Here is a 22,936-nt window from a genome sequence, read left to right on the forward strand (position 1 = left end):
TATGCGCGCAAAAAAGAACCCCCGCTCCCCGACGGTCGCGGCTCTGATCGAGCGGAGTCCTTTCATTAGGAGGGCCCTTGCAGTATGATGAAAATCTGGTCTTATACCTGTATTTAATGTGGATTATGGCGTGGTGCGATGCGCTTTGCAAACCGGTCCGCCGGCCTGGCAGCGAAGACCTTTTCAGCCTTCCGCCAGCGCCAACCGACCCTCTGGAGACTACCTTGACGACCGCCGTCCGCATCCAGCAAGTCTCCAAGAGCTATCCCATATATGACCGCCCACACGACCGTTTGAAAGAGCTGCTCACCGGGAATCGTCGCAGCTTTCACCGCGATTTCTGGGCGCTCCGCGATGTTTCGCTGGAGATCGAGCGCGGGATCACCTACGGCCTGATCGGTGAAAACGGCTCCGGCAAGAGCACGCTGTTGCAGTTGATCGCTGGAATACTGCAACCAACCTCCGGCACAGTGGAGGTCGCGGGCCGCGTATCGGCGCTGCTGGAGCTGGGGTCGGGCTTCAACCCGGAGTTCACCGGTCGTGAGAATGTCTTCCTGAGCGGCGCGATTCTGGGCATCCCGCGTGCGGAGATGGAGCAGGTTTATCCCGACATCGCGGATTTCGCCGAGATCGGCGATTTCATCCATCAGCCGGTAAAGACTTACTCCAGCGGCATGATGGTGCGCCTGGCCTTCGCCACCGCTATCAGCGTGAAGCCGGAGATATTCATCGTCGATGAAGCGCTGGCCGTGGGCGACATCTATTTTCGCCAGCGCTGTATGCGGAAGTTTCACGAGATGAAGCGCGCCGGCGTTACCATCCTCTTTGTCTCGCACAGCGCGGCCGACATCAAGAGCCTGGCCGAGCGCGTGGCCTGGCTGGATCACGGCCGGCTGGTGGAGGCGGGAGACCCTGATCGCGTTGTGTCAAAATATCTGGCCGCGATGGTAACCAAGGATTCTCGATATCGCGAGCATCACCCCGCTTCGCAAGCTGCCTCCATGCTGGAGAGCGAATCGCTGGCGCGCGAGCACGCGCCGGAGCCGGCGTCGGAGCCAGCGCCCGAGATCGTCCAGATCATTCCGAATATCGATCATCGCTTTGGAAATGGCGACGCGGAGATTCTGGGCATCGCGGTCCTTGATGAAGATCACCGGCCGCTGGCGATGTTGCCGCAGCAGGGAACCATCCTCGTGCGCATCAGCGTGCGCGCGCATCGCGAAATCGCGCATCCCATCATTGGCGTCCTGTTCCGCAATCATCTCGGGGTCGACCTGGCCGGGACCAACACCGCGCTGGAGGATACTCCGCTATCCGCGCTGCAGCCCGGCGACATGCAGACCATCGACTTTCGCATGGAGCTGCCCGAACTTTACCCAGCGCATTTTTCCTTCACGCCGGGAATCTCGAATGGGACGATCGATACCTACGAAGTCTGCGACTTCATCGACAATGCCATTTCGCTGCCGGTCGAGAAGGGACGCACGGTCTACGGGTACATCCATCTACCTTGCCAGATACGCGTGCATGACATAAGGAGAGGCGCGCCGACGGCAACTGGCAATCGCGGCGGAGGAGATAAAGTGGGAGTGCAGCAATGAAGTTTACGGGTGAGCGCGTCGTCCCCGGCCAGGTGGAAGCGGACCTGCTGAATGAGCATCTGGCGCGTTATCATTTCGCGCGTCAGTTCGTGAAAGGCAAGCGCGTGCTGGACGCCGCCTGCGGGTCGGGTTACGGCACGGCGATGCTGGCGGAATCGGCCAGTTCGGTGATCGGCATTGACATCTCCCGCGAGGCCGTTGGCTACGCGCGCTCCAACTATGCCGCCGCCGCGGCAGCCGGGGCGGAGATTGACTTCTCGGAAGGTGACTGCCTGGCTCTGCCCTTCACCGATGAAAGCCTGGATGTCGTGGTGGCCTTCGAGATCGTCGAACATCTGAAAGACGCCACCGGATTCCTGCGCGAGTTGCGCCGCGTTCTGCGGCCCGGCGGACTGCTGCTGCTCTCCACGCCCAACCGCCTCTATTACACCGAGGACCGCGGCGAAGTGAACCCGTTCCACGAGCGCGAGTATACCTTCGCCGAAATGGATGCGCTGATTGCGCCGTTTTTCGCGCATCGCCAGATCATCTTCGAGAACCATGTGGATGGTTTCGCCATCAGCGGCCCCGGCGCGGAGCTGAGCCACAGCGCAACACCAGCCGCCACGCTGCTGACGGACAACAGCGCTGGCGCGGCCACGGCCGGAACCATTGCCGAGCGCGGGCGCGACGCTTACTTCTTTATCGCCGTTTGCTCTGCGACCCCGATTCCACCCTTCAGTCCAATGCTCTTCGTGCCCTCCACCGGCAACGTGCTGCGCGAGCGCGAATTGCACATTCATAAACTGGAATCGCAACTCGACGGCGCCATCTCCGACCGCGACCTTGCGCGCGAGCAGTTCCAGAGGATGGAGCAGGAGTTGAATGACTTCCGCGCTTTTTTTACGAAGCGCGAGGCGGAACTCGATCAGTCGCTTGCTGAGCGCACCGCATGGGCGCAGAGCCTGGAGCAGGAAACCGGCCGCGCGCGCGACGCCCATGCCAGATTGGAAGAGGAGTTCACCAGGCTGCGCGGCGAATTTGATGAGCGCACGGCGTGGGCGCTGCGATTGAATGTTGATGTGGAGGAGCGCACCGCATGGGCGCGGCGTCTGGATGGCGAATTAGGCGAGGCCCGCACGGATCTCCAGAAAATCTACAGCTCGCGCTGGTATCGCATCGGCAAGAAGCTGGGGCTGGCGCCCTTCCCTCCCGAAACGCGCTCCGGTGACGGGACATAAGAGCGGCCTTTTGAAAATCATCCCCAAATTTATTTTTCTGTTGTTCGCCCCGCTGCTGCTCCTGGCGCTGTGGCTGGGAATCACCGCGTGCGACATGGTCTGGAAACTGCAAGGCCGGCGGCGCTCCGCGCAACGGAAGGATCGCACCGCTCCGCACACGGAATTTGCGCCGCCACGCAACGCCAGCGTCGTCATTCCCAACTGGAACGGCAAGGATTTGCTCGAAAAATATCTCTCGCCACTGCTCGCCGCCTGCCGCGACGAAGATGAGATCATCGTTGTGGATAACGCCAGCGCCGACGGCAGCGTGGAATATATCAGGAAAGTATTTCCCCGCGTGCGCGTGCTGGAGATGGAGCGCAATCTAGGCTTCGGCGGCGGATCGAATGCAGGCGTGCAGGCCGCGAAGCATCCGGTTGTAATACTGCTCAACAACGACATGCGCGTCCTGCCCGGCTTCGTCGAGGCGCTGCTTGCGGGTTTCGATGCGGCGGATGTCTTCGCCGTCTCCGCCCAGATATTTTTCTCCGACCCCAATAAACGCCGCGAGGAAACCGGGCTCACGGCGGGACAGTTCGAGAAGGGCTTCATCCGCGTCCGGCACATCATCGACCCGAACATCACGCAAATTGCCCCCACGCTCTACGCGGGCGGCGGCTCGACGGCGTATGACCGCGAGAAGTTTCTCTCGCTCGGCGGCTTCGATCCACTCTTCGAGCCATTCTACCTGGAAGACACCGACCTCTCCTTCAACGCCTGGCGGCAGCGCTGGCGCGTGCTCTACCAGCCCGCCGCGCACGTCTATCACGAACATCGCGGGACCATCGGCAAACACTTCACGCCGGAGACCATCTCGGCGTACCTGCAAAAAAACTATGTGCTAATGACTTGGAAGAACATCCACCGCCCCGCATGGATGGCCCTGCACTTCGCCTACACTTACGGCCACATGGTGATGAGCTTTCTGGGCCGCTGGACGCCGACGCGCACCACCATCGGCGCATTCAGCAGGGCGCTGCGCACTCTGCCTAAAGCGCTGCGGGCGCGGCGCCACGCGATTCTCAACGCCCGTCTTGAGACCCTGAGTATTTTCAACTGCACCAGCCCGGCCCTCTACCGCGATCAATTTCTGCCGCTGGCCCCGCAGCGTGAGGCACCTGCTGCCCTGCCCGCCCCCCCCTCTGGACAACTCTCTCCGGCGCTGGCTCCGGCGCGCCGACTGAACATTCTCTTCGTCTCGCCCTACTCGATCTATCCGCCGCTGCATGGCGGCGCGGTCTTTATGTATCAGGCTCTGGAAGCGCTGTCGAAGCGACACAACATCCATCTGCTGACGTTTGTGGACCGCGCCGAGGAAGTCACCTCCAACGAAACATTGCGCGGGATGCTCCAGAGCGTGGATGTCCTCCTGCGCCGTTATCAGCCGCACCCGCTGTTTCGTCTGGAGTCCAACGCCGAGCAGACTTTCCGTGATCCTGCGTTTGCCGAGCGGCTGGAGCGCCTCATTCTGGAGCACCGCATTGATTTGGTTCAGTTCGAGTACACGCAACTGGCGCAGTTCCATCTGCCACTCCAGAACGTCGCGCAATGCTTGTTTGAACATGACGTATACTTCCGTTCCGTGCAGCATCAGCTGACGGGCTCGCCGGGCAGGGCGATGGTAAAAGCGCGGGAGTTCCTCGAATGGTTGCGCGCGATCCGCTTCGAGCTGCGCGTGGCGAAGAAGTTTGACGCGCTGTTCACCTGCAATGTGGAGGAGCAGCGCTTGCTTCAGTCCTTTCTGAATGTGAACGACAAGCAAGCGCATTCGGCCACGAATAGACACGGTCCGCGCATCTACAGTGGCTTGCGCACGGCGGTGACTGTGGCCAGCTACACGTTCCCCGGCGGGCCGCGCACGCCGGACTCGCTGCTGTTCGTGGGAAATTTTAATCATCCCCCGAACCGGCAGGCGATCGAATATTTTTGTTCGCAAGTGTTGCCGGAGATTCGCCGCCTGCGCCCGCAAGCAAAGTTGACGGTGGTCGGCGCGAATGCGCCATCCGATTTGATGAAGAAATATACGACCGCCGATGGAGTGAGCTTCACCGGGCAGGTACCGGACATCCGCGATCCGCTCGGATCACATGCCATCTTCGTCGCGCCCATCCTGACCGGCGCTGGCGTGCGCGTGAAAATACTCGAAGCGTTCGCCTCGGGCATTCCCGTTGTCTCCACGCCGTTCGGAGCAGAGGGCCTCGAAATCATCTCCGGCGAAAATGGATTCCTTGCGTCCACCCCGCGCGAGTTCGCGCAGCACGTCCTCACGCTGCTCGAAGACCCGGCCCGCGCCACACGCATGGCCGCCGCCGCGCACCAGATGGCGTTGAGCCAATACGACTGGTCAACGGTGGTCAGCCATCTCGATGAAATTTATCAGGAATTAGTGGATGAAAAACTGCGCGCGGCGGACCAGCGTTGGTGAAATTAAAATCGCTGTCATCCTGAGCGCAGTGAAGAACCTGCTTTTCCTCTGTAGGAAAACAAAAGCAGGTCCTTAGCTGCGCTCAGGATGACGATGTGATAATCAGGATGACATCGTAATAATAATGGGCGCTCGCTATTTTCCGAAGGTTAGCCCGACCGACAGCAAAATGCGGTGCCAGCTTCCGCCGGGTTGAAAGAAGTCCTCAGGCGCGCGCGTATATTCATCGCGCACTTCCACCTTCCAACGCACTCCGGCGAGAAATTGATGCTCGATGCCGCCGCCCAGCGCGACTACCGGCACCACGATCTGATCCGGCGGTCCGGAGGGAAACGGGTTTTCCACCTGCCGCACGACCTCTACGACCTTGAAGTTCCCCACGCCCCCACCCACGACGCCAAACAGGCGGAAGCCCTTCGCTTGCGGTGTGTGCAGGCCGAGATCAAACGTGAGCGTATGCGCAGTCAGCTCCAGATCCGCGCTCGATCCGAACGCATCGCCACGCGAGAGAAACCCTTCCGGCCGCGAGTAGCCGTAGTGAACGCCGGCGCGCATGACACGGAGAAAATCTCCTCCGCCTTCCAGCGTCAGGACGTTCCCTTTTCGGATGCCCGCCGAAAACGGATCCAGCGCGGAAGGAACCGCGGTGGCGGCGGCGCTCAAGTCGTCACCGAAACTGCGCCCCAGCCCAACTCCGAAATATTGCGCGTGCCCGACAGCAGCGCCGCCGAGCATTCCCACCAGAAGCAAGATTACAAGTCTGACTCGATTCATTTTGGTCCTCTCGAAATTTTCATATGTGCAGCGGCAGGCTCGGCTGTGCCAATTGCCTGTGCCGATTCTATCGTCAAGCGCGATGCCCGGGAAGGTACCAAAATCTATTCAGGAGCGGCGCGCTCCACGCGGACCTCCACCTCGATCGCTTCATCGGCCTTCACGGTAATCTTCGCGGGACTCTTCACCAGATACAGCGCGGGCGAGAGCTTGAAGATGTAGGTTCCGGGATAGACATCGGCAAACTCAAACTGGCCGATGGGATTGACGTCCTTGCGGTAGATCATGCCGAGTTCGAGGTTCTCGATCATCAGCCACACCCCGCCGAGCGGCTTACCGTTCACCTTGAGCACTTTGCCGTAAACAATACCCACGCCCTGCGATCCCTTCCGTTGCTGCGCGATGGCGGGCCACGCCAAAATAATCAGAATCACCGACGCGACCAGCGCGGGAATATATCGCGCTGGACGGAATCCCTGCGGTCTACTTATCGGCTTGCTCATGGATCAGGTCTCCCCAGTCACTTTTGATTACGCCTGCACCCTTTACGATTCCCCGCCAAATTATGTAGAATCCCAATTGGGCCTATACACGGCCCGTTCCACAGGATGCCGCGGCGAATCGAAGTACACCTGTGGAGTACATCTGGCACGTTACTCCAGTCAGGGCTTTGGCTCAAGCGGACGCGCCCGCCGATGGATCAAGTTCGCAGGACGTCCGCTATCATTTATCATTCTGATTGTTTGAAACGAGGGGAACAATGGCAACACTGCAAAAGCAAGTGAAGACGGAGATCGCCGGCATCATGGACCGCTACACTGGCGCGATGGATACGCTGGTGAAGGCGTTCGCCAAGCGGCGCAACAGCACGCGCGATATTTATTGGCTGGCGCTGCAAGCGTCCAAGGAGTTCGGAGCCATCCGCACGCACGCCCGCGTTATGATGTCCCGCGCCAAGCGGATGGAGCCGCTCGCCGACATCAAGAAATCAGCGCATGACTCGGCCGAGGAGATTGACCACTACTACGGTTATCGCCAGATACTTGATTGGAAGCTGAACGGCAAGACCTGTACTGTGAACCGCTGGTGGGATTACGGCGATTTCGCCGAAGAGGGCGGCGCGGGTCCGAAGATGTCCGCCAAGCTGTGGCCGGAGCACGTCGGCTATCTGGAACTGAACAAGAAGCTCGCCAGGCAGACCAAATCACAGTGGGTGCGCGACGTGATTCTCTCGAATCGCGAAGGCGCAGCCGTGGCTTTCCATTTTGTGATGAGCCACCTGCCCGCGAAAGACGCGTACATGAAGAAGATTACCAAGCACGAGCATGCCGTCGCTGTGGATGAACTGCATCATGGCCCCGAGATGATCGACGAGCTGGCCAAGACGGTCAAATCGCCGAGGGACCTGGAGACCGCCAAGAAGGCCATCATGCAGATGCGCATTCAGGAGCTGCGCCAACGCAACGAGCAGTTCCTCTATCCGCTGTCGGCGCGCGAACTGGCCAAGCTGGAGAAGGATTTCCTCGCGGGTAAGACCCCGGCGATCCCTCTGTTCTCCACCGGCAAAGTGTAACAAGCAAGGTTGTAACTTCCAACCTTACAGCTAGCAAAGGCCCGGCGTCACTGCCGGGCCTTTGCCTTTACAGTGCCGCGCGCGGCACTGTGACGTTAGCCGCTGATGGCCAGCGCTTCCTGATCAACACGCCGCTGGACGGCGAGTCAATGGGGGAAATTCGGAATCTTTGGGCGCTGTCGGGAAAGGCGGGGGGTAGGGTGTTGGGGGTGGCCGGCAAATTCCGACGCTGCCGCGAATCTTGTCAGGTTGGTCGATTTGGATCATTTGACGCGCGAGACGGGTGCCAGCGGCGGGAAAGCTGATCTGAAGTTCCTCCCGCCCCCCCACCCCGAATCCCTAATCCCCAGTTTGTCAATCTGGTCAGAGTGGTCAGAACCGTGAACGTTTGCACTTTGGGTAGGACCGCGAATTTGGGCAAGTTGTGGTGTACCGCGACGACGTTTTTCAGCCTATGTTTTCCCTGTGAAGTCGGCGACCAGCGCGATGGCTTGCTCGATGACAGATGGGTCGGAGCCGAAACCGCGCAGCCAGTGGACGTCTGGCTCCTTGCGGAACCAGGTCATCTGGCGCTTGGCGTACTGGCGCGTGCGGGTCTGCGCGTGGTAGAGCGCCTCGGGCAGCGTGATGCGCCCTTCCAGATGATCCACCGTCTGGCGGTAGCCGTGCGCCTGAAAGGGCGGCAACGTGGAGGCGTAGCCGCGGGCGATGATCGACTGGACCTCTTCCAACAAGTTGGACCCCAACAGGGCCGGTTCCCGCAGGCCCTTGTCGAACATCGCGGCAGTGCGCAGGTTGATTCTCCCGTAGAGCGCCTCGCGCGGTGCGTCAATGCCGAGCTTCAACACGCGGAAGCCGGTCAGCGTGTCGCGGCCTTCGCTAAACAACACGGAGGCGGGGCGACTGCCCAGCAGGCAGACCTCGATGGCGCGGATCAGCTTGGGCGTGTCGTTGGCGTGGATGGTCGCCGCCGTCGTGCGATCGATGCGGCGGAGCAGGCGGTGCAGATAATCACCTTCTCCCTGGCTGGCCCGCTGATTGGCCCGTGTTTGCAGCCGTTGGCGCAACTCCACATCGCGCGTTGGTCCGGGCGTCAGTCCGTCAATCAACGCGCGCAGATAGAAGCCCGTTCCGCCGGCCACGATGGGCAAGCGGCCACGCGCGAAGACCTCGCGCAGAACCGCTCGGCCCAGCCGCATATACTCGCCCGCGGCGAACTGCTCGTCGGGATTCAGTATGTCCATGAAGTGATGCGGGACGCCGCGCCGCTCGGCTGGCGGAAGTTTCGCCGTGCCGAGGTCGAACCAGCGGAACATCTGTAACGAGTCGCAGTTGAGTATCTCGCCGCCAAAGCGGCTGGCGAGTTCGAGCGCGAGATGGGATTTCCCGCTGGCCGTCGGCCCCACCACGGCCAGCAGCGTGGGATCATGATTCATAACTTTGAGTATTGCATAGCTCGACCCCAGCGAACACCGACGTAACCAACCCGGAACAGCACGGTGCCGCAGGAAGACTTTCGCTTGACCCCTAGGCGACTGGTTGCGATAAAATGGTGTACACAAAGGTGAAGCAGATGAGTCCTGCAATTTCCAGTCCGACCATGTCCACGCGGCAGTGTAGCTACTGTGGCAAACTGTCTCCCGACTATTTACGCACCTGCCCAGGATGTCGTGAAGATTTCCCCGATGCACCCACCACCCGCAAGGAATACTCCGCTGGCAGAGGCGAGATGCGCCGTGGGCTTTTGTATCTTCTCCTGGCCGGAGTGATTCACTACTTTGCCAGCGGCTACAGCAGTATGGAACTACCGGTGGAAGTTTCGCCCATGATCACTCTCTACCTGACGCCCGCGTTGGCTGTTGGCGGGCTGGGGTTTGTCATCTTCGGATTCGTCTCCCGCCGCACCCGATAGTGTAGTCCGAACCGAGCCGCAACAGGACTAGGCTGGCAGATTCAGATATTTCCAAACAACGTAGAGCGTCAGCAGAACCAGCAGCAGCACGGTTCCAGCAACTTGTTGGGGAGAGGGAGTGGACATGATGAAGGTTACGACTCACTCCATGCGCAGGTTGTAGAAATAGACGAAGCGCAGGCGGATGTCCGCGCCGGGAAACTCACTGGGCAGCGGCGGAAACGGGTCCGACAATCGAATGCTGGACAGCGCCGCGGAGTCCAATGACGTCGTCCCCGATCCGTCCTCCAGCACGAGTTGCTCTACGCCGCCGTCGCGCAGGATATGAAACTGCACGACCGCTCTGCCCTTGCGACCCAGCCGCGCAATCTCCGGGATCACCGCATACCAGTTGCGCCGGACGGCCAGGTAGACGCGCAGCAGATAGGGATTAAAGTCCACTCCCATGGTATCGGAGAGAATCTGCGGCCCGGGCAGATTGAAGTTGGGATCGCTGGCGCCTTTCCCCACCCCCGGCAATCCCATTCCCGTCCCCGGCCCTTGGCCGGAGGCGCGCTGCTTGGCCATCTCACGGAGCAGCGCGTCGGTACCGCGACTGGCTGATCCAATGGGAGGCAGCGAAAGCGAAGAGGGGGGCGTCTCCGGAGGCAACTGTACGGATTCAAATCCCGGTCGCTTCGGTGGGTTCTTGATTTCTTCCGGATAGTTGGGAATGCCTGGCGTCTGCTGACCGCGAATGATACGGTCCCCTCCGCCACCGCCTCGGTTCTCGGCGAGCAGTTCGCGCTCGGGCGGCGGCTCCGCCTCGCGCGGAGCGGGCGGCGGCTCGCGCATGGCGTCGGGATTCTGTTGCGCGCGCTCAACGGGAGCCTGTGGCTGTGCGGGCGGCTTGGGCAGCGGCGGCGCACGCAGTTGTTCGCGCGACTTTTGAGGAGGCTGATAGACTAACTGCACGGCGTCTTCCGGCCTCACCATTTCAACCGGCTTGGGCGGAGAGAAAAGCATTTCCGGATGCGCCACCAGGACCATGACGATGGCGATGTGCGTCAGCACCGAGACCAAAAAGGTATCGCGTCCGTGCGGCTCTTCCGGCTCGGGGTAGTCATCGCTCAGAAGATGTCTGATCTCATCAGCCATGAATTGCCGTCGTTTCCATTGCTCTGCTGTGGTTCCATTAGGATATTGCCGCTACTTTCCGGCCATTGGTCCCGCGGACGCATGGAGCGGATGGTCCATGCTGAAACTATCCTGCGCCTGCATCAGGCGATCTCCATGCAGGGTGATCTCACTCAATATCAGATGCGCCAAATGCAGCGCACGCCGCCCGTGAGTCCCATCCACCTGTGGATTCTTCCGGGTACGAACACTTTCAATGAACGCTTCCAGTTGAGCGCGTAGTGGCTCCTGCTTCACCGGATGCAACTGGCGCGGCTCGAGGCTGGGCCCCTCGGGTGTCCTGCGCACGGCGATGGCAAATGCGTCCTGACGATCGTAGTCGAGTGAAACGTATTCGCTGGCCTGAAACCAGCGCAGCTTACGCACGCGCTCCGTGCTGACACGGCTGGCAGTGAAATTGGCGACGCAGGCGTTGGCGAACTCGATGCGCACGTTGGCGATATCAATCTTTGGCGTCAGCACGGGCAGGCCAACGGCGCGAATCTCCTTAACCTCTGAGTCAATCAATGACAGAACAATATCCAGATCGTGAATCATTAGATCCAGAACCACGTCGACATCCAGGCTACGCGGCGAAAACGGCGAGAGGCGATGCGCCTCAAAGAACAACGGTACACGCGCCACACTGCGCGCAGCCGCGACGGCTGGGTTGAAGCGTTCCAAGTGCCCCACTTGCAGGATGCGGTTATGACCACTGGCCGTCGCGACCATCTCGTCGGCCTCGGCCACGCTGCTGGCCAGCGGCTTTTCCACCAGCACGTCCACGCCGGACTCCAGCAACTCCACCGCGATGGCGGAATGGCTTTGGGTGGGCACCGACACCGTTGCGGCATCGACTTGCCCCTTCATATCCTGAAGACGCGCGAACGATTGGCACTGATACTTCGCGGCCATCTCCCGCGCGCGCGCAGGATCGGCATCGAAGATGCCCACCAGGTCCACGTCGGGCAGCTCACTATAAATGCGCGCGTGATTCTCGCCGAAGCGACCGACGCCGACCACGGCCACGCGAATTGTTTTTGCCATAGTTTGGGATTCGCCCATCAATTACTTCCCCGTAAGCGCACGAATAGTTCCCTGAAGTTCGGCTGCTGCAAGCGGCGTGCCCACCATGGCGATTCCCGCTTCGTCGGCGGCAGCAAGCAGAGCGTCGCGATCAAACAGCAACGCCTTTCCGGCATCTATACTGAGGGCGGTCGCGCCGGACTCGCGCATCACTTCAATCGTGGACATTCCCACCACGGGCACGTCAAAGCGCATGTCCTGCGCGGGCTTGGACACCTTCACCACGGTGAGCGGCTGCCCGGCTGCCAACTGCGCGGCACGGCGAATCACCGCGTCGGTGCCCTCCATGGCCTCGACAGCCACGCAAGCCTGACCGGCCACGACGATGCTCTGGCCGATATCCCAGCGCGCCAGCTCCCGCGCAACCTTCAGTCCATACTCAATGTTGCGCATCTCGTCCTCGTTGGGAGCGCGGCGCGTCAGCACGCCCGCGCCAGCCAGCAGCGGTTGCAGGAACAGCGTTGAGTCTTCCAGCACGATGCCCTCTTCCAGCAGCACCTTGGCCACGCCGCCGATCAGCGCATCCGTATTCTTCTCGCGCAGGGACATGAGCACCTTCACCAGTTTCCAGTCGGGACGGATGGATGAGAAGATTTTGTTGTGGCGCACCTGCCCGGCCATCACGGCGCGACTGACCCCCTCTTGCTTAAATACATCGATCAAGCGGGAGAGCTCGCCGAGACTCAGCCAGTGCAGCCGCGAAGCGTGCGCCGCCAGGTCCGGTGAGGCCTCTTCGCGGATGGCCGCCACCACCATCTCAATGCCGCGACTGCGCGCCGCTTCCAGCACCAAAAATGGAAATTGACCATTGCCTGCGATCAGGCCATAACGAATTGTGCTTGCTGACTGACTCGTCATTGCTCTTCCCTGATGACCATCGCGTAATCTTGCGCGATCGTTCGGCGCCATAGTTCGGCGCAGGGCACGACTTTACAGGTTGCTGAAAAACTCTCACTCGTCGTCATTCCGAAGTCCGGCGCCTTTTGCCGGGCAGAGGAACCTGCTTTGTTTTCAGTCGGGCGGATTAAAAGCAGGTTCCTCGCTCCGCTCGGAATGACGACGAGCGAGAGTTTTTCAGCAACCTCTTTAGTCGTGCCCTGACGAGAGATCGGCGCGCCATATCTTTTCAATGACCGATTTTCGCTCGACGGGACCTACTTCACAAAGCCGCGCTCGGCGGTGGCGATGAAGGACAGCAACTCCTCCACGTCGGATGAGCGAATGCCGTCCTCGCGTATCTTCTCGAGCGCCTGCGTGGTGTTCAGTTTCTTTGACATCAAGTGCCGAAACACGCTCGCTAATTTCTCGCGCCGGTCCTCACCGAATCCTCCGCGCTCGAGGCCCACCTTATTGACACCGAACAAACGGACTTCGCGCTTCATCACGGTCATTGAGAACGGGAGGACATCCTGTGTGATGACGCTATAGCCGCCGACAATACTGTGCCGTCCAACGCGGCAAAACTGATGCACGCCCGAGAAGGCGCCGATATTAGCGTAGTCTTCAATCACCACGTGGCCTGCAAGCGTGGTGGCGTTGGCCAGAATGGTGTGGTTGCCGACGCGGCAGTCGTGCGCGATGTGGGTGTAGGCCATGATCCAGTTATCGTCGCCGATGCGGGTCAGCGCACCGCCGACCTCGGTGCCGCGATTCACGGTAACAAATTCCCGGAAGGTATTGCCCTTCCCGATGATGGTCTCTGAACGCTCGCCGTGAAACTTCTTGTCCTGCGGGACCACGCCGATGGAGCTGTATGGGAAAAACTTATTGCCCGGCCCCACGCGCATAGGACCTTCCATGAAAACGTGCCCCATCAGCTCGCTGCCTTCGCCGATGGCCACCTCAGCGCCGATCACGCAATAAGGACCGATGCGGACGTCCGCGCTGATCTCCGCGCCGGGATGAATCACAGAGCCTGGATGAATCACGGCAGAGGGGTGAATCCCCGGCGAGAACTGAATCATCCGGCGGCCTCGCGGGATGCTGCCACGCTGCGTTGCGTGATGGCGCAGATCATGATGGCCTCCGCCGCCAACTGGCCAGCGACGTATGCCTTGCCTTCCAGGCGAATAAACGTGCTCCGCTTCGAGAGCACGTTCACTTCCATCCGCAACTGATCTCCCGGCACAACGGGGCGACGGAAACGCGCCTTCTCGATGGAAGCGAAGAACACCAGCTTGTCGGAATGATCGCCGCCATCGCCCAGCGCGAGGATACCGCCGGTCTGCGCCATGGCCTCCACGATCAACACGCCGGGCATGACCGGAAAATCCTGGAAGTGGCCGACAAAAAACGGTTCGTTAATGGAGACATTTTTCAACCCCACCACACGGTTGCCTGGATCGATCTCGATGATGCGATCCACCAGTAAAAATGGCGGGCGGTGCGGAAGTATCTTCTGTATCTGATGGATGTCGAGGACCACACTGTTGGCCGAATTCTTTGTATCCAAAACCCTGATACTCATTCTTGATACTCCTTGTCGATACTCCTTGACAGTGGCGCCGGTGGCCCCGTCCTGGCAAATTGCCCCCAGGAATAAAACATCAGCCCGCCGACGGCCACGTGGCTACTGTAGAATCAATTGATTATATTCGATTCCATCGGGTGTCGAGTGAGTTTTCAAGCCAGGGACCGCCCAGGAGATGTCATGGGCCGAGTATGGAACCGCATGCGCGCCCAGCAGGACGAGATGCTGGCGCTGTTGCGCCAAATGGTGGAGATAGAGTCACCCAGCACGGACAAACAGGCCGTGGATCGCTTGGGCGCGTTCGTGGCGGGACATCTGAGCGAGTTGGCGGGGACGGTGGGCGGTAAGGTAAAGGTTCATCGCTCGCGGACAACGGGCGACCACCTACAGGCCGAGTTTTTCGGATCGTCCGCGGACCGACCAGCGGGACGTTCGCGAGCGAATAAAAAGATACTGCTGCTCGGACATCTTGACACCGTTTGGGACATGGGCACACTATCCGGCATGCCGTTTCGAGTGGCTCGTGGCAAGGCCTATGGGCCGGGTGTTTACGATATGAAGTCCGGCATCGTGGTCGCCCTGTTCGCGCTGCGGCACCTCATTGAAACGGGTGCCCGCATGCCCAGGCCCGTAACATTGTTGCTCAACGCCGACGAAGAGATCGGCAGCCCATCATCGCGATCGCTCACCGAAGCCACCGCCCGGCGCAGCATCGCCGCGCTTGTTCTGGAACCTTCTTACGGCGCAAGTGGAGCCTTGAAGACTTCTCGCAAGGGCACAGGAGAATACCGCATACACGTGCAGGGCCGCGCCGCCCACGCCGGATTGGACCCTGAAAAGGGAGCCAGTGCGATCAATGAACTTTCCAGGCAACTTATCTTTTTACAACACATTGCAGACATAAAAAGAGGCATTACATTAAACCCTGGCGTAATCACCGGAGGAACTCGAACCAACGTGGTGGCGGCCGCAGCGGAGGCGTCGATTGACGTCCGCATACGCCATCTCGCCGATGGCCCGCGCGTCGACAAGCTGCTGCGCGGACTTCGCCCGCACGACCGGCGCACGCGGTTGCGCATCACCGGAGGAATGAACCGCCCGCCCTTCGAGGTAACTCCAGCGGGAGCGGAGCTTTTCAGCAGAGCGCGGCATCTGGCACGCCCATTGGGAATTTCTCTGGAGCAGGCTGCGGTCGGCGGCGGCTCGGACGGCAATTTCACCGCCGCGCTGGGCGTGCCCACCCTCGATGGTCTGGGCGGTGTGGGCGATGGTGCGCACGCCAGCCACGAGCACATCATCATTTCAGAGCTGCCCCGTCGCGCCGCATTGCTCGCGCATCTTATGGCCAACCTCGCGGGCGAGGATTAGCCACAGAGACACGGAGCCACCGAGCGGCAAAACTTATTGCAACGAATTTCTCTGGGCCTCTGTGCCTCCGTGGCGGAATCCGTTAAACTGAGAAATTATGAAAAGCGAATTGAAGATGAATGTACCGAATGGATTTCTGTTTGCCGCCGGCCACGCCGGTTTGCGCAAGCATGGCACAGGCCCTGACGTCGCGTTGATGTACTCGACGGTTCCGGCGCAGGCAGCCGCGGTGTTCACCACCAATCGCGTGAAGGCGGCTCCGGTGCTTCTCTCGCAAGCACGGTTGCAGCGCGGCACTCATTTGGCGCAGGTGATTTTAGTGAATGCCGGCAACGCCAACTGCGCTACCGGCAGTCAGGGCATGAGGACCGCTCGCCAAACCACTCGTGTCGCGGCGTCGTTGCTAAAGGTGGGGGTCCACTCCACGCTGGTGGCTTCCACGGGAGTGATTGGCGTGCCGCTCGATGCCACAAACATTACCGACCAGCTTCCCTCGCTGATTCGCCAGTTGCACCCGGATGGTTATGCGGCGGTGTCGCGGGCCATCATGACCACCGACACCGTGCCCAAGCTCTCCAGCCGCGCGGTGCGCATCAGCGGACGAACCGTCAATCTGCTGGCCTTCTGCAAAGGCGCAGGGATGATCTATCCGCGCATGGCCACCATGCTGGGCTTCTTCTTTACAGATGCGCTGGTGGAGCCACGCTTCCTGCAACGCGCCGTGAAGCGTATGGCGGACCTGAGCTTCAATCGCATCTCGGTTGACGGTGACACCTCCACCAATGACACGGTTTTCCTGCTCGCCAACGGCCTGGCAAAGAATCGCGCTATTCGCGAAGGCGGCCCCGGCGCAAAAGAATTTTTCTCCGCGCTGGTGGAGCTGGCGCAGGAGCTGGCCATCCGCATGGTACGCGACGGCGAGGGTGCCAGTAAGGTCGCCGAGATTCGCGTGGAGGGTGCGCGCAACGCGAAGCAGGCAGAGGCCATTGCCCGTGCTATCGCGCTATCGCCGCTGGTGAAGACCGCCTTGGCCGGCGCTGATCCCAACTGGGGACGCATTCTCTCCGCAGCCGGCAACGCGGGGGTGGAACTGAATCCCGCAAAGGTGGACATCTACCTGAACCGCATGCGCGTGTGCCGCTCCGGCGGTGCAGCGGACTTCAACGAAGCGGCGGCCAGCAAATTGTTGCAGGCGAAAGACGTGCTGATCCGCGTCGTCATCGGCACAGGCAAGGCCGCCGCGTGTTTCTGGACCTGCGACTTCACCAACGAGTACATCCGCATCAACGCCAGCTACCGGACCTAAGGTATGCAGTTATTCCCGGATCAGAGCCTCGGCCGCCAGGGAGGGGGTACGCTAGACGATCAGCATTGCCCGTTGAACGTGCCCCCTCCCTGGCGGTCGGGGCTCTGATCCGGAAGACAGTACAGACGCTCAAGAATGGTGCCGATGCCCGCTCATACTACTTCCATTGACGCACCCTCGACTCGCCGTTCCCTGCCTCGCAGCATTGGATATTTCACCGCCACCAGCGTCGTCATCGCCATTGGTTCGGGCATCTTCACCACCACGGGATTTCTAGCCCGCGATCTGGGCAGTCCCTTTGCGATACTAGCCATCTGGCTGGTGGGCGCGTTGCTCGCGTTGGCCGGCGCACTTTGCTACAGCGAGTTGGGCGCGGCGTATCCGCGCGCGGGCGGCGAGTACGTCTATCTGCGCCAAGCCTATGGGCCGCTCACCGGCTTTCTGTCGGGGTGGGGTAGTTTCGTCGCGGGCTTCTCCGCGCCCACCGCGGCGGCGTGCATTGGATTCGCCGCATACCTGGCTCACTTCGCTCCGGCGCTGGGGACCGCACACATCGTCGGCGCGATCCCTCTGGGATATTGGACCCTGCGGATCAACGGAGCACAGATTGTGGGGTTGCTCGCCCTGTGGACGCTGACCTTTTTTCACGCGGCTGGCACGCGCCGTGGCGGCCAACTGCAAGTGATGCTGACGGTCGTGAAGACGCTGGCCATCGTCTCGCTGATCGCCGCGGGATTACTCTATGGCCACGGCGATTGGACGCACTTGCGAACCAGCTCCACGGAACTGATCTCGTCATCCGCTTGGACGAACGCGCCGGTGTCGCTGATCTTCATCCTGTTTTGCTACAGCGGATGGAATGCCGCGGCGTACCTCGCCGGTGATGTCCGCGAACCGCATCGCACGATCCCACGGTCATTGCTGTCTGGAACGGCGGTGGTCGCCACACTCTACATGGGCATGAACATTCTGTTCCTCTACGCGCTTCCCGTGGAGCAGATGATCGGAGTGTTGACCATCGGCGAGAAAGCGTCGCAGGCGCTCTTCGGCGATCTGGGAACCAGTATCGCCTCGGCCTTCATGGCTGTGTCGATCCTGTCATCCGCCAGCGCCATGACCATGGCGGGTCCGCGGGTCTATTACGCGATGGCCACCGACGGAGTTTTCCCGAGGAAGCTCGCTGAATTGCGCGCCACACAGGGCAGTCCCGAAGCCGCCCCAGTGGCTGCTATCGTCGCTCAGTCGGCCTGGGCCTCGGTGCTGATGCTGACCGGCACCTTCGAGCAGCTCATTGTCTATTCAGGATTTGTGCTGGTGTTCTTTTCGGCGCTGGCGGTGGCAGCGGCGATGGTATTGCGATTTACTCAGCCCAATATTCCCCGTCCATTTCGCGTGCCACTTTACCCGCTGCCTACTCTGTTGTTCATAGGCTTCTCGGCATGGATACTCATCTTTACGCTCAAGGGACGACCGCAGGAGTCGCTCGCCGGCATCGCCATGGTCCTGGCTGGGATACCGCTCTACTGGCGCTGGAACCGAAAGCATCGCGCGAATTAGTCCGTTTTGCGGGGTGTTGATGAGTAGCGCTCGCGCAGGGCACAACACGGGAAGTGTCATCAAAATTGTGCAGCGGAAAGAATAAGGTGCAGCAGAAAGGTGCAACCCTCGAAGCCATCGCTGCGTCAATAATAGTGTATGGTTGAATACAGCCACATTGAGGAGAAACAGGCCATTCGTAATTTTCGCAATGCGATAATCCCCAGCAGTCCGAAGGTCTCATGAACTGCAAAATCGAGTTGCCGCAATCTATAAGATTATCCTCGAAGGTTCTACCCGTTCTCTTATTTTTGTTGTTCTCCCAGGCGATGCTTTTCGCTAAGTCCATCCCTGTCCGTGGCACTGTTGTCGACGCCACCGGTGGGCCGCTCGAAGCCGCGCAAGTAACGGTCACTTCCGGCGACAAGCAGGCAGCCGCCACTCTCACCAATCAGCACGGCGAGTTTACGGTGTCTCTCCCATCCGGTGAGTATCGCATCTCCGTCACGACTGCCAATTTTTCCACCTTTGAAGAGACGGTGATTGTCCGTCGGGGCATGAAGGCGCTTTCTTTCAGCATGAGCCTGGCGCCCTTCCCACAGACCATGGATGTGGAAGATCAGCCCTACGAGATCGCGCTCGACCCGGATCGCAATCTTTCCGGCCTGACTTTCAGCGACTCCGACATCGAGAATATTCCCGAGGATGAAGATGAGATGGCGCAGTATCTAGCCGACCTGGCCGGGCCGGGAGCCAGCGCCGTGGGCGGCGCCGAGACCTTGGTGGACGGCTTCAACGGCGGACGCCTGCCGCCGCGCGATCAGATTCAGGAGATTCGCATCAACAACAATCCCTACAGCTCCGAGTTTTCCCGCCCCGGTCACGGTCGCATTGAAATCCGCACGCGCGCCGGCTCCGATGCGCTGCGCGGCAACCTCGGCTTCAATCTGCGCGACGACGCGCTGAACGCCCGCAACGCCTTCGCGGACCAGAAGCCTCCCTACCAACGGCGCAACTTGCGCGGCAGCCTGAGCGGACCGATCATCAAGAACCGCATGTCGTTCTCCGTGAATGGCCGCCGCTCCGACGCGCAGGACAACGACTCGGTGAACGCCTTCACGATAAATGGCGATCCACTCAACTACTCGATTACCCGTCCGAACATGAGCCAGGAGTTCGGCGGACGCACGCAGATCAATCTGCCCAGGAATCAATCGCTGAATCTCAATGTGGAGTATCAATCGGACCGCCGCTCGAACGAGGGCGTGGGCGGCTTCACGCTGCTCGATCGCGCCACGTCGTCCGATTCCCGTGAGATCAGTTTCCGCGCCAGCGAGACTGCGGCGCTCAGCGAACGCATGGTGAACGAATTTCGCTTTGGTTTTGAGCGGCAGGTTTCCAGCACCACGCCGCTCACCTCTGCCATCGCCATCAACGTGCAGGACGCCTTCCAGAGCGGCGGCGCGCCGCGGCTGAACGAAGCAACCGAGCGCAACTTCCAGTTCGCCGATCAGATGAGCTGGTCGCGCGGCAATCTCAGCATGAAGGGTGGATTCCAAGGTAATCTACATCAGTTCCACACGCTTTCACGCGATAACTTTCTGGGAACCTACGAGTTCGCCTCGCTCGATTCCTATCGCGCCGGCGCTCCGATCACCTTCACCGTCAACTCCGGCAACCCCGCTCTGGATATGAACCAGTTCGAGTCTGGCATGTTCCTGCAAAGCGACTATCGCGTCGCCCCCACGCTGATGCTCTCCTTCGGCGCGCGCTATGAGGCGCAGAATAATATCTCCGATGCGAACAATGTCGATCCACGTTTTGGTTTTGCTTTTAGCGTGGGCAAATCCTCTGTGCTGCGCGGCGGAGCGGGTCTGTTTCACCAGCGGCTGAATGCCAATACCGTGCAGTCGGTGCTGCGTCTTGACGGCACTCGGCAGATACAGACCGTCATTCAGAATCCCGCGTTTCCTAATCCGCTGGCTGGTGGTGGAGTTGCCGAGGTTCGCCTGCCCAGTTCCTTGCGCGAGGCCGACGCCGATCTGGCGCTGCCTTACACCATGAACTCGTCCATCTCCTATGAAACACGCCTGCCGCGCGGACTGTTTGTCTCGTTAAACTACGATCACATTCGCGGCGTGCATCTCTACCGGAACCGTAATCTAAACGCTCCGCTGCCGGGATTTACCACGCGGCCTGATCCCTCGCGCGGCAACATCCTGCTGCTGGAATCAACCGCCGCCTCGCGCTACCAGGGAGTAAGCATCAACATCAATCAGCGGCTGGGCCGCCGCAGCGTGAACGGCAACTACACGTACTCGCTGAGCAACAACAACTCGGACGGCCCATTCTCATTGCCCGCCAACAACTATGACCTGCGCGGCGAGTGGGGCCGCTCCGCTGACAATCAGCGGCACACCGCCATACTCGGATTCAATACGCCGCTGCCGCTCGGCATCGAAGGCAACACGCGCATTCGCACCACCTCGTCCCGGCCCTTCAACATCACCACGGGGACGGATGATAATTTCGACACCACCACCAACGATCGCCCGGTTGGAGTGGAACGCAATACTGGCATCGGCCCGGCGTTCTTCCAGCTCGATGTTACGCTGCGCAGGAGCTTCAGCTTGCGCCGCGCGCAACCCGTGCAAGCGGCTCCGCAAGGTGGCCAGGGGGGACGGCAGCGTGGAGGACAAGGTGGAAGACAGGGTGGAGGGCAGGGTGGCCCTCAAGGTGGCGGGCAGCACGGCGGGCAAGCACCCCCGGTATCCAACTTCGTTTCAAACTTCCAGCGCCCCGGCGGTGGTCCCGGCGGACCTCCGCAAACTGGCAATGGTGGCGGACCGGGTGGCGGGGGCGGCGGTCGCGGTGGAAACAATCAGCGTGTCGGGCCGCAACTGGCGCTTACTCTTAATATCACCAACCTCTTTAATCACACCAATCCATCCCGCTATAGCGGCGTGCAGACTTCACCCTTCTTCGGACGCGCCAACTCCGCTCGCGCGCCGCGCGAGATTGAAATCGGCGTGCAGCTCAGCTTCTAGGGCATTTATGGAGATGATGTAGCCGAGTTGATTAGTGTCCGCTGGAGGGGTCTTCCGCGGTGGGCTCCATGCGGATGCGCAGCGACTTCATGAACTGAGCATCCTGGCTGGTCAGGATCAGTTCACCCGAAGGCCAGTTGGAAATTTCAGCGGGGGTGGCAGCGGCTTCATCGTCGCGGCGGTGAAAGCCGATGGTAGCTTCCAGAATCATGAACACATCGTACCCGGCCTCGTGAATTTCCTGGATGGCCTGTGCGACCTTCTCCGACTCGCCCACCGATTCGTTTATGGCTTGGCCCAGATTCTTGAGCAGTTCTTTCAGACTATCATCCAGTTCCATGGTTCGGGCCCTCTACCATCCGCGAGACATCTCCGAAAGGAATGCCGCGCTCGCCAGCGGCCCCACGCCTACCCTCCATGGCTAATACCATCCCTAAACAATCATACGGAAGAGCCGCAAGAGGTTGTTGCGACAACTGAAACCATTGTAGTGACAGGACGCGAAGCGTGTCAATTTTACTTCACGCCGGTAAATATTTCTGCATGCTGTTTGACGTGCCCCAGCAGGTTGGCTATAATCGTAAGGTTCAGCAGGTAAGTTAGGAATAGACTGGCCGGGGCAAGCGCTTCCGGCCCATCAAGTTAGCTCTGGTTACAGGAGAGTTCAGGATGTACGCCATTGTTGAGACGGGTGGAAAGCAGTACCGTGTCGCCCCCGGTGATGTAATTCGCGTGGAGACCTTGGAAGGCGAGACAGGCACAACTACCGCCATCGGGCGCGTGCTGGCAGTCTCCCCCGAGGAAGGCACTATCGTCAGCGGAAAGAAAGTGGAAGGCGCCACTGTCGAGGGCACCATTCTGGGCAATGATCGCGCCAAGAAGATTCTCGTATTCCACTACAAGAAAAAGAAGCAGTACAAAAAGATGCAAGGGCATCGCCAGAACTATACCGAAGTGCGCGTTGATAAGGTCAACCTGTAACGCCGCAAAACTTCGCGCAATTGACTTCCAGATATGCCGGTAAGGCACGGAGAGTTTTGTAATGGCACATAAAAAAGGGTTAGGCAGTTCAAGAAACGGGCGGGACTCCAACGCGCAGCGGCTGGGCGTGAAGCGCTTCGGCGGCCAGTTGGTCTCCGGCGGCTCCATCATCGTCCGCCAGCGCGGCACACCGATCAAGGCCGGCGCCAATGTCGGGCGCGGCAGCGATGACACGCTGTTCGCCAAGATCACCGGCACGGTGCGCTTCATTGATAAGGGCCGCTCGGGCCGCTTTGTGGCAGTTGATCCAGTGGGCGCGGCTTCAGTCGCCGCCACTCCAGCTAATTAGTCAGCAGCGGAAGACGGCCGTAGCGCCCTCTTCCGTTTTTTTGTATCCGCACGCCGGCGCCGCCAACGGATTCATTGCAGAGCATTCCTTCGGC

At 60.3% G+C, this 22,936-nt stretch carries 21 protein-coding genes; 11 read left to right on the forward strand and 10 right to left on the reverse strand.

What is annotated here, in order from left to right:
* Positions 1 to 77: 77 nt before the first annotated feature.
* From EXQ56_09505 to EXQ56_09515, 3 genes are read left to right on the forward strand one after another with little or no spacing between them, the layout of a single operon-like run.
* Positions 78 to 1,601: an ABC transporter ATP-binding protein gene (locus EXQ56_09505; GenBank protein MSO20679.1), complete on the forward strand. Its 1,524-nt coding sequence runs from the start codon at positions 78 to 80 to the stop codon at positions 1,599 to 1,601.
* Positions 1,598 to 2,821, forward strand: a complete 1,224-nt coding sequence (locus EXQ56_09510; GenBank protein MSO20680.1) for a methyltransferase domain-containing protein — start codon at positions 1,598 to 1,600, stop codon at positions 2,819 to 2,821. The genes EXQ56_09505 and EXQ56_09510 overlap by 4 nt, the downstream gene beginning before the upstream one ends.
* Positions 2,822 to 2,831: 10 nt before the next feature.
* Complete coding sequence (locus EXQ56_09515) at positions 2,832 to 5,285, forward strand: glycosyltransferase (GenBank protein MSO20681.1); 2,454 nt, start codon at positions 2,832 to 2,834, stop codon at positions 5,283 to 5,285.
* 135 nt (positions 5,286 to 5,420) lie between these two features.
* Here EXQ56_09515 and EXQ56_09520 read toward each other — a convergent pair whose 3' ends face one another.
* Together EXQ56_09520 and EXQ56_09525 are read right to left on the reverse strand one after the other, a co-directional pair.
* Positions 5,421 to 6,059: a hypothetical protein gene (locus tag EXQ56_09520; protein MSO20682.1), complete on the reverse strand. Its 639-nt coding sequence runs from the start codon at positions 6,057 to 6,059 to the stop codon at positions 5,421 to 5,423.
* A gap of 104 nt (positions 6,060 to 6,163) precedes the next feature.
* Positions 6,164 to 6,562, reverse strand: a complete 399-nt coding sequence (locus EXQ56_09525) for a carboxypeptidase regulatory-like domain-containing protein (protein ID MSO20683.1) — start codon at positions 6,560 to 6,562, stop codon at positions 6,164 to 6,166.
* Between the two features lie 257 nt (positions 6,563 to 6,819).
* Here EXQ56_09525 and EXQ56_09530 point away from each other — a divergent pair, with 257 nt between their 5' ends.
* A complete protein-coding gene (locus EXQ56_09530; GenBank protein ID MSO20684.1) occupies positions 6,820 to 7,632 on the forward strand; it encodes a hypothetical protein in 813 nt (270 codons plus the stop codon).
* 452 nt (positions 7,633 to 8,084) lie between these two features.
* Here the strand turns inward: EXQ56_09530 and miaA are convergent, their stop codons facing one another.
* On the reverse strand, positions 8,085 to 9,068 hold the full coding sequence (miaA, locus tag EXQ56_09535; protein MSO20685.1) for a tRNA (adenosine(37)-N6)-dimethylallyltransferase MiaA: 984 nt from the start codon (positions 9,066 to 9,068) through the stop codon (positions 8,085 to 8,087).
* A 137-nt stretch (positions 9,069 to 9,205) separates the two neighbouring features.
* Here miaA and EXQ56_09540 point away from each other — a divergent pair, with 137 nt between their 5' ends.
* On the forward strand, positions 9,206 to 9,544 hold the full coding sequence (locus EXQ56_09540; protein MSO20686.1) for a hypothetical protein: 339 nt from the start codon (positions 9,206 to 9,208) through the stop codon (positions 9,542 to 9,544).
* Between the two features lie 141 nt (positions 9,545 to 9,685).
* Here the strand turns inward: EXQ56_09540 and EXQ56_09545 are convergent, their stop codons facing one another.
* The 6 genes from EXQ56_09545 to fabZ are packed head-to-tail and all read right to left on the reverse strand — an operon-like array spanning position 9,686 to position 14,252.
* The gene (locus EXQ56_09545) at positions 9,686 to 10,681 is read right to left on the reverse strand and encodes a TonB family protein (protein MSO20687.1); all 996 of its coding nucleotides are present in this window, start codon (positions 10,679 to 10,681) and stop codon (positions 9,686 to 9,688) included.
* Between the two features lie 51 nt (positions 10,682 to 10,732).
* Entirely contained in the window at positions 10,733 to 11,746 is a 1,014-nt protein-coding gene (locus EXQ56_09550; GenBank protein MSO20688.1) for a Gfo/Idh/MocA family oxidoreductase, read from the reverse strand.
* A gap of 21 nt (positions 11,747 to 11,767) precedes the next feature.
* Positions 11,768 to 12,643: an LpxI family protein gene (locus EXQ56_09555; protein MSO20689.1), complete on the reverse strand. Its 876-nt coding sequence runs from the start codon at positions 12,641 to 12,643 to the stop codon at positions 11,768 to 11,770.
* The gene (locus tag EXQ56_09560) at positions 12,640 to 12,915 is read right to left on the reverse strand and encodes a hypothetical protein (GenBank protein MSO20690.1); all 276 of its coding nucleotides are present in this window, start codon (positions 12,913 to 12,915) and stop codon (positions 12,640 to 12,642) included. The genes EXQ56_09555 and EXQ56_09560 overlap by 4 nt, the downstream gene beginning before the upstream one ends.
* 24 nt (positions 12,916 to 12,939) lie before the next feature.
* Positions 12,940 to 13,749, reverse strand: coding sequence for an acyl-ACP--UDP-N-acetylglucosamine O-acyltransferase (locus EXQ56_09565; GenBank protein ID MSO20691.1), 810 nt, complete (start codon positions 13,747 to 13,749; stop codon positions 12,940 to 12,942).
* Entirely contained in the window at positions 13,746 to 14,252 is a 507-nt protein-coding gene (gene fabZ / locus EXQ56_09570; protein MSO20692.1) for a 3-hydroxyacyl-ACP dehydratase FabZ, read from the reverse strand. Before fabZ ends, EXQ56_09565 begins: the two co-directional genes overlap by 4 nt.
* A gap of 225 nt (positions 14,253 to 14,477) precedes the next feature.
* Between fabZ and EXQ56_09575 the strand changes: the two genes are divergently transcribed.
* From EXQ56_09575 to EXQ56_09590, 4 genes are all read left to right on the forward strand, one after another.
* Entirely contained in the window at positions 14,478 to 15,623 is a 1,146-nt protein-coding gene (locus tag EXQ56_09575; protein ID MSO20693.1) for a M20 family peptidase, read from the forward strand.
* A 115-nt stretch (positions 15,624 to 15,738) separates the two neighbouring features.
* On the forward strand, positions 15,739 to 16,929 hold the full coding sequence (argJ, locus tag EXQ56_09580) for a bifunctional glutamate N-acetyltransferase/amino-acid acetyltransferase ArgJ (protein MSO20694.1): 1,191 nt from the start codon (positions 15,739 to 15,741) through the stop codon (positions 16,927 to 16,929).
* A gap of 135 nt (positions 16,930 to 17,064) precedes the next feature.
* Positions 17,065 to 18,486, forward strand: coding sequence for an amino acid permease (locus tag EXQ56_09585; protein MSO20695.1), 1,422 nt, complete (start codon positions 17,065 to 17,067; stop codon positions 18,484 to 18,486).
* 221 nt (positions 18,487 to 18,707) lie between these two features.
* Positions 18,708 to 21,512 carry a hypothetical protein gene (locus EXQ56_09590; GenBank protein ID MSO20696.1) on the forward strand — a complete coding sequence of 935 codons (2,805 nt, stop codon included), beginning with the start codon at positions 18,708 to 18,710 and terminating at the stop codon, positions 21,510 to 21,512.
* Between the two features lie 31 nt (positions 21,513 to 21,543).
* Here the strand turns inward: EXQ56_09590 and EXQ56_09595 are convergent, their stop codons facing one another.
* The gene (locus EXQ56_09595) at positions 21,544 to 21,852 is read right to left on the reverse strand and encodes a hypothetical protein (GenBank protein MSO20697.1); all 309 of its coding nucleotides are present in this window, start codon (positions 21,850 to 21,852) and stop codon (positions 21,544 to 21,546) included.
* 329 nt (positions 21,853 to 22,181) lie between these two features.
* Between EXQ56_09595 and rplU the strand changes: the two genes are divergently transcribed.
* Complete coding sequence (rplU, locus tag EXQ56_09600; protein MSO20698.1) at positions 22,182 to 22,493, forward strand: 50S ribosomal protein L21; 312 nt, start codon at positions 22,182 to 22,184, stop codon at positions 22,491 to 22,493.
* Between the two features lie 61 nt (positions 22,494 to 22,554).
* The gene (locus EXQ56_09605; GenBank protein ID MSO20699.1) at positions 22,555 to 22,842 is read left to right on the forward strand and encodes a 50S ribosomal protein L27; all 288 of its coding nucleotides are present in this window, start codon (positions 22,555 to 22,557) and stop codon (positions 22,840 to 22,842) included.
* Positions 22,843 to 22,936 lie beyond the last annotated feature (94 nt).

Source organism: Acidobacteriota bacterium (genome assembly GCA_009691245.1).
GTDB lineage: Bacteria > Acidobacteriota > Terriglobia > 2-12-FULL-54-10 > 2-12-FULL-54-10 > SHUM01.

Excerpts from the sequence above, each read along its gene's own strand:
- EXQ56_09520 (MSO20682.1), bottom strand. The coding sequence starts at position 6,059 with ATGAATCGAGTCAGACTTGTAATCTTGCTTCTGGTGGGAATGCTCGGC.
- EXQ56_09545 (MSO20687.1), bottom strand. The coding sequence starts at position 10,681 with ATGGCTGATGAGATCAGACATCTTCTGAGCGATGACTACCCCGAGCCG.
- EXQ56_09605 (MSO20699.1), top strand. The coding sequence starts at position 22,555 with ATGGCACATAAAAAAGGGTTAGGCAGTTCAAGAAACGGGCGGGACTCC.
- EXQ56_09585 (MSO20695.1), top strand. The coding sequence starts at position 17,065 with ATGGTGCCGATGCCCGCTCATACTACTTCCATTGACGCACCCTCGACT.
- EXQ56_09550 (MSO20688.1), bottom strand. The coding sequence starts at position 11,746 with ATGGCAAAAACAATTCGCGTGGCCGTGGTCGGCGTCGGTCGCTTCGGC.
- EXQ56_09565 (MSO20691.1), bottom strand. The coding sequence starts at position 13,749 with ATGATTCAGTTCTCGCCGGGGATTCACCCCTCTGCCGTGATTCATCCA.
- EXQ56_09555 (MSO20689.1), bottom strand. The coding sequence starts at position 12,643 with ATGACGAGTCAGTCAGCAAGCACAATTCGTTATGGCCTGATCGCAGGC.
- EXQ56_09540 (MSO20686.1), top strand. The coding sequence starts at position 9,206 with ATGAGTCCTGCAATTTCCAGTCCGACCATGTCCACGCGGCAGTGTAGC.
- rplU (MSO20698.1), top strand. The coding sequence starts at position 22,182 with ATGTACGCCATTGTTGAGACGGGTGGAAAGCAGTACCGTGTCGCCCCC.
- argJ (MSO20694.1), top strand. The coding sequence starts at position 15,739 with ATGAATGTACCGAATGGATTTCTGTTTGCCGCCGGCCACGCCGGTTTG.
- fabZ (MSO20692.1), bottom strand. The coding sequence starts at position 14,252 with ATGAGTATCAGGGTTTTGGATACAAAGAATTCGGCCAACAGTGTGGTC.
- miaA (MSO20685.1), bottom strand. The coding sequence starts at position 9,068 with ATGAATCATGATCCCACGCTGCTGGCCGTGGTGGGGCCGACGGCCAGC.
- EXQ56_09510 (MSO20680.1), top strand. The coding sequence starts at position 1,598 with ATGAAGTTTACGGGTGAGCGCGTCGTCCCCGGCCAGGTGGAAGCGGAC.
- EXQ56_09590 (MSO20696.1), top strand. The coding sequence starts at position 18,708 with ATGAACTGCAAAATCGAGTTGCCGCAATCTATAAGATTATCCTCGAAG.
- EXQ56_09595 (MSO20697.1), bottom strand. The coding sequence starts at position 21,852 with ATGGAACTGGATGATAGTCTGAAAGAACTGCTCAAGAATCTGGGCCAA.
- EXQ56_09575 (MSO20693.1), top strand. The coding sequence starts at position 14,478 with ATGCTGGCGCTGTTGCGCCAAATGGTGGAGATAGAGTCACCCAGCACG.
- EXQ56_09525 (MSO20683.1), bottom strand. The coding sequence starts at position 6,562 with ATGAGCAAGCCGATAAGTAGACCGCAGGGATTCCGTCCAGCGCGATAT.
- EXQ56_09530 (MSO20684.1), top strand. The coding sequence starts at position 6,820 with ATGGCAACACTGCAAAAGCAAGTGAAGACGGAGATCGCCGGCATCATG.